The sequence below is a fragment of the Kitasatospora sp. NPDC057512 genome (genome assembly GCF_042802135.1).
Classification (GTDB): domain Bacteria; phylum Actinomycetota; class Actinomycetes; order Streptomycetales; family Streptomycetaceae; genus Kitasatospora.
In genome coordinates this window covers 1-3,232 of the sequence record NZ_JBHVET010000859.1, presented here as the reverse complement: position 1 = coordinate 3,232, position 3,232 = coordinate 1, and the positions used below count along the sequence as shown (strand labels likewise).

Annotated in this window: 4 protein-coding genes; 1 reads left to right on the top strand and 3 read right to left on the bottom strand. The window is 73.0% G+C overall.

Going from position 1 to position 3,232, the window contains the following annotated elements; translation table 11 throughout:
- From ACFU6K_RS34850 to ACFU6K_RS34840, 3 genes are all read right to left on the bottom strand, one after another.
- A partial coding sequence (locus tag ACFU6K_RS34850) for an NADH-quinone oxidoreductase subunit C (RefSeq protein WP_380669992.1) occupies nucleotides 1–589 on the bottom strand: 589 nt, incomplete at its 3' end.
- Complete coding sequence (locus tag ACFU6K_RS34845; RefSeq protein WP_380669990.1) at nucleotides 586–1,266, bottom strand: NADH-quinone oxidoreductase subunit B; 681 nt, start codon at nucleotides 1,264–1,266, stop codon at nucleotides 586–588. The genes ACFU6K_RS34845 and ACFU6K_RS34850, both read right to left, overlap by 4 nt.
- Nucleotides 1,257–1,673, bottom strand: a complete 417-nt coding sequence (locus ACFU6K_RS34840; protein WP_380669988.1) for an NADH-quinone oxidoreductase subunit A — start codon at nucleotides 1,671–1,673, stop codon at nucleotides 1,257–1,259. The genes ACFU6K_RS34845 and ACFU6K_RS34840 overlap by 10 nt, the downstream gene beginning before the upstream one ends.
- A 341-nt stretch (nucleotides 1,674–2,014) precedes the next feature.
- On the opposite strand from ACFU6K_RS34840, the gene ACFU6K_RS34835 reads away from it, so the two are divergent.
- A complete protein-coding gene (locus tag ACFU6K_RS34835; protein ID WP_380669994.1) occupies nucleotides 2,015–3,184 on the top strand; it encodes a sensor histidine kinase in 1,170 nt (389 codons plus the stop codon).
- Nucleotides 3,185–3,232 lie beyond the last annotated feature (48 nt).

Here is a 3,232-nt window from a genome sequence, read left to right as displayed (position 1 = left end):
CGGGCCGCTCGGCGACCGGCGGCAGGGTGCCCTTGAGCGGCCCCCACTCGTTCGGGTCCGGCACACCGGCCGGCTGCATCTTGCGCCGGGCCGGCCCGCCGCCGTGGTCGGACTCGCCGGGCTCCTTGGCGCCCGGCCAGTCCTTGGCGACCCGGGCCGCGAGCACGAACTCCTTGCGCAGCGGGTTCCCCTCGAAGCCGTCCGGCAGCAGCAGGGTGGCCAGGTGGGGGTGCCCGGGGAAGTCGATGCCGAACATCTCGTGCGTCTCGCGCTCGTGCCAGGCGGCACCGGCGTACACCGGGACGGCAGTCGGCAGCGCGGCCCGGTCGCGCGGCACCCGGGTGCGCAGCGCGAGGTGCCGCACGCCCGGCGCCTCGACGGCGGCCAGGTGCGCGACCACGGAGAAGCCCTCGGCGAGCTCGTCGACGGCGCTCAGCCAGTCGAAGAAGCCCAGGCCCAGGACGTCCCGGGCGTTGGTGAGCGCCTCGGTCCAGTGCTCGGCCGGGACGTCGACGGTGACCAGCCCGTACGCCTCGGCGCCGGTCGCCCACTCCCCGACCGACGCCGCGTACTGCTCGGCGGATGTCACGAGACCCCTCCCTCGGTCGAAGAGCCGGCCGCGGAACCGGCCGCGGACGCACCCGAGGGCCCGGCCACCAGCGGCCGGCGCAGCGCCGCCGCGGGCGCGGGCACGGTGTAGCGGTCCGGCAGGGACTCGGCCGCGATCTTCTCCTGGAGCTTGAGGATGCCCTGGAGCAGCGCCTCCGGCCGCGGCGGGCAGCCGGGCACGTAGACGTCCACCGGGATGATCTGGTCCACGCCCTTGGTGACCGAGTAGGAGTCCCAGTACGGGCCGCCGGAGTTGGAGCAGGCGCCGAAGGAGATGACGTACTTCGGCTCGGGCATCTGCTCGTAGAGGCGCTTCACGGCGGGCGCCATCTTGTCGGTGACCGTCCCGGAGACGATCATCAGATCAGCCTGACGGGGTCCGGGCGCGAACGGGATGACACCCATCCGGATGAAGTCGTGTTTGGCCATGGAGGCGGCGATGAACTCGATCGCGCAGCAGGCGAGCCCGAAGTTGAAGCACCAGAGGCTGTAGCGGCGCCCCCAGTTGAGCACCACCTTGACCGGGTCCGGCGCGAGCCGGGCCAGCGGGCCGAGGCCGCGGCGCTCGACGGCGCCGGGGCGCGCGGGGTCCGGCAGGCCGAGCGGGACGGGACCGCCCTGTGCGCCGCCGTGCGAGTGGGAGTGCGTCACGTCCATTCCAGAACGCCCTTCTTCCAGGCGTAGAGCAGCCCGACCGCGAGGAAGCCGATGAACAGGAACATCTCGATCAGCGTTCCGGCGCCGTACCCGGCGGAGGCGAAGACGGTCGCCCAGGGGAACAGGTAGATCGCGTCCACCGCGAAGATCACGTACAGGAAGGCGTACACGTAGTAGCGGATCTGGGTGTGCGCCCAGTCCTCGCCCACCGGGTCCACCCCGCACTCGTAGGCGAGGAGTTTCTCGGGCGAGTACACCACGGGCCGCAGCAGCCGGTTGGCGGTGAACGCCACGGCGACGAAGAGCACCCCGACGACGGCCATCAGGCCCATCGCGGCGTACGCGTCGAAGTAGCCGCTGCCGACCGCCGGGTCGGCCGCGACGGCAGCCGCGTGCTTCCCCTCCATGCCTTCGCCTCCACCTCGGCCGTGAACCCGCCCTCAAGACAGTTCTACGACGTTTGCTCTCACCGGCCCAACCATGGCCAAAGCGTGAGTCTAAGGGGACCGCTCCGCTCCGCCCGAACCCTGCCCGCTCCGCAAGACGGCCGGTGGACACCCGGGCGGGCGTCCGGTGACCGGGCCCGGGGGTGGGGTTAACCCCCGGCCGGGAAGATGTATCACCCCCATGGCACCCACCGCTCCCGGTTCGGGAAGCTTGGTCCAGCCGCACGACGAAGTAGGGACGGTAGATCCGGATGAAGCCGCTGCACCGCGCCGTGGACGCCATCAAGGAGCAGGACGCCCGGATGGAGCGCCCGCCGCTGTACGGCACGAGGATGTGGCACCAGGTCGGCCAACTGCTGCTGAACCTGCCGCTCGGCATCTTCGGCTTCGTGCTGGCCATGACCACGCTGGCGGTCGGCCTGGGCCTGTCGGTCACCGTGCTCGGCCTGCCGATGCTGGCCGGCGGCCTGGCCGTCTCGCGCTCCCTGGGCACGCTGGGCCGGCGGCGGGCGCGCGCCGCGTACGACTCCGCGATCGACGAGCCGGAGCCGGTGAAGCCGCGCCGCCCTGGGGTGGTCGGCTACACCATCGCCCAGCTCACCGACCTGCTGAACTGGCGCTCGGCGCTCTACAACGTGCTGATGCTGCCCTGGGGCGTGCTCAGCTTCGCCCTGACCCTGGTCTCGGTGATCGTGCTCTGGCCGGTGCTGCCCTGGGTGATCCGCGGGCTGGCCGCGGTCGACCGCATGCTGATCGAGTCGCTGCTCTTCCCGGGCGCCCTGGCCGAGCGGGTGCGCGAGCTGGAGGACGACCGCGGCACCGTGGTCGACACCGCCGCCGCCGACCTGCGCCGGATCGAGCGCGACCTGCACGACGGCGCCCAGGCCCGGCTGGTCGCGCTGGCGATGGACCTCGGCATGGCCAAGGAGCGGCTGCGCGAGGTGGAGTCCGAGGACGACATGGCGGCCGCCGCGAAGATGGTCGACAACGCCCACGGCGAGGTGAAGCTGGCCCTCCAGGAGCTGCGCGACCTGGCCCGCGGCATCCACCCTGCGGTGCTCACCGACCGCGGCCTGGACGCCGCGCTGTCCTCGGTCGCCGCCCGCTGCACCGTCCCCGGCGGGGTCCGGGTGAGCGTCGACCTGAGCGGCCCGGACGGGCAGCCCGAGCGCCCGGACTCGGCGGTCGAGGGCATCGCCTACTTCACCGTCAGCGAGCTGCTGACCAACGTCTCCAAGCACGCCGGCGCCCGCTCCGCCACGGTCGAGGTCTGGCGTTCGGACAACCAGCTGATGGTGCTGGTCCAGGACGACGGCAAGGGCGGCGCGGCCCCGTACCCGGGCAGCGGCCTGGCCGGGCTGGCCGAGCGGATCCGCGCGGTGGACGGGGTCTTCCTGGTCGACAGCCCCGACGGCGGCCCGACCACCGTCACCGTCGAGCTGCCCTGGCGCACCCGCACCGCCCGCCGCTGACCGCGGGAACCCCCGGACACGGCAGGGCGCCGGGACCTCGTCGAGGCC